Source organism: Variovorax sp. 01T439_2, assembly GCF_056398445.1.
Genome location: NZ_JBFTPJ010001307.1, coordinates 1 through 1,144, shown reverse-complemented (window position 1 = coordinate 1,144; position 1,144 = coordinate 1). Strand labels below are relative to the sequence as shown.

General features: G+C 70.7%; 1 protein-coding gene and 1 pseudogene. Both read left to right on the top strand.

The genetic code is table 11. From position 1 onward, the window contains the following. A pseudogene (locus AC1DOC_RS34525) lies at positions 1-108 on the top strand (cysteine dioxygenase); the annotation flags it as partial. After that, positions 105-1,144: trans-sulfuration enzyme family protein (locus AC1DOC_RS34520; protein ID WP_478131689.1), on the top strand; the 1,040-nt coding region annotated here is incomplete at its 3' end. The pseudogene AC1DOC_RS34525 and the gene AC1DOC_RS34520, both read left to right, overlap by 4 nt.

The window sequence follows — 1,144 nt, the reverse complement described above, 5'->3', positions numbered from 1 at the left end:
GGCCGTCCGCTCGAAACGCTCTCGCAGCGCATCGGCGTGAACCTGGAGACTGGCGCGATCGTCAACTACAACGCCACGCAGCTCAAGCCGGGCAAGGCGGTGGCATGACCGCGGCACCTCCCCGAAAGCGCCTGCATTCCGCCACCCGGCTGCTGCATGCGGGCGCCCCCGCGCTGCGCGACGGCGCGGGGCCGGTCAACGTGCCCGTGGTGCGAACCAGCACCGTGCGCTTCGAGAACACGGCCGCCCAGGCCGACCATCACCACCGCCGCACGGCGGGCGAACGCGTGGCCTCCTATGGCCGCCATGGCCTGGACACCCACCGCGCGCTCGAAGACGCGGTGGTCGGCCTCGAGGGCGGGCACCGCGCCTTCCTCACGCCCTCGGGGCTGTCGGCGATCACGCTGGTGCTGCTCGCACTGCTTTCGCCCGGCGACCACGCGCTGGTGGCCGATGGCGTGTATGCACCGCTGCGCCGGGTCGACAGCACGCTGCTGCAGCGCCTGGGCATCACGGTCGAGTATTTCTCGCCCACGCACGACGACCTCGCCAGCCGGCTGCGGCCGAACACGCGCCTGCTGTACCTCGAGTCTCCGAGCTCGCTGCTCTACGAGGTGCTGGACGTGCCCGCGCTGAGCGCCGTCGCACGCGACCGCGGCGTGACCGTGGCCACCGACAACACCTGGAGCGGCGGCTGGTTCCATCAGCCGCTGGCGCTGGGCGCCAACATCTCGATCCAGGCGGCCACCAAGTACATCTCTGGCCATTCCGACCTGATGCAGGGCATCGTGGTGGTCGACAGTCCTGCGCTGGCCGCCAAACTCTCGACCGCCTACGAGGCGCTCGGCCTCACCATCGGCGCCGACGATGCCTACCTCGCCCTGCGCGGCCTGCGCACGCTGCCGGTTCGGCTGGCACAGCACCAGCGCAATGCCACCGCCGTGGCCGAGTTCCTGCAGCAGCAGCCGCAGGTGTCGCGCGTCTTCTACCCGGCGCTGCCCACCGACCCCGGCCATGCACTGTGGAAGCGCGATTTCAGCGGCGCGAGCGGCCTGGTCTCCTTCGAATTCCGCCATGCCACGCCGGCCGCTGCCAATGCCTTCGTCGATGCGCTCAGACTGTTCGGCATCGGTGCCTCGTGGGG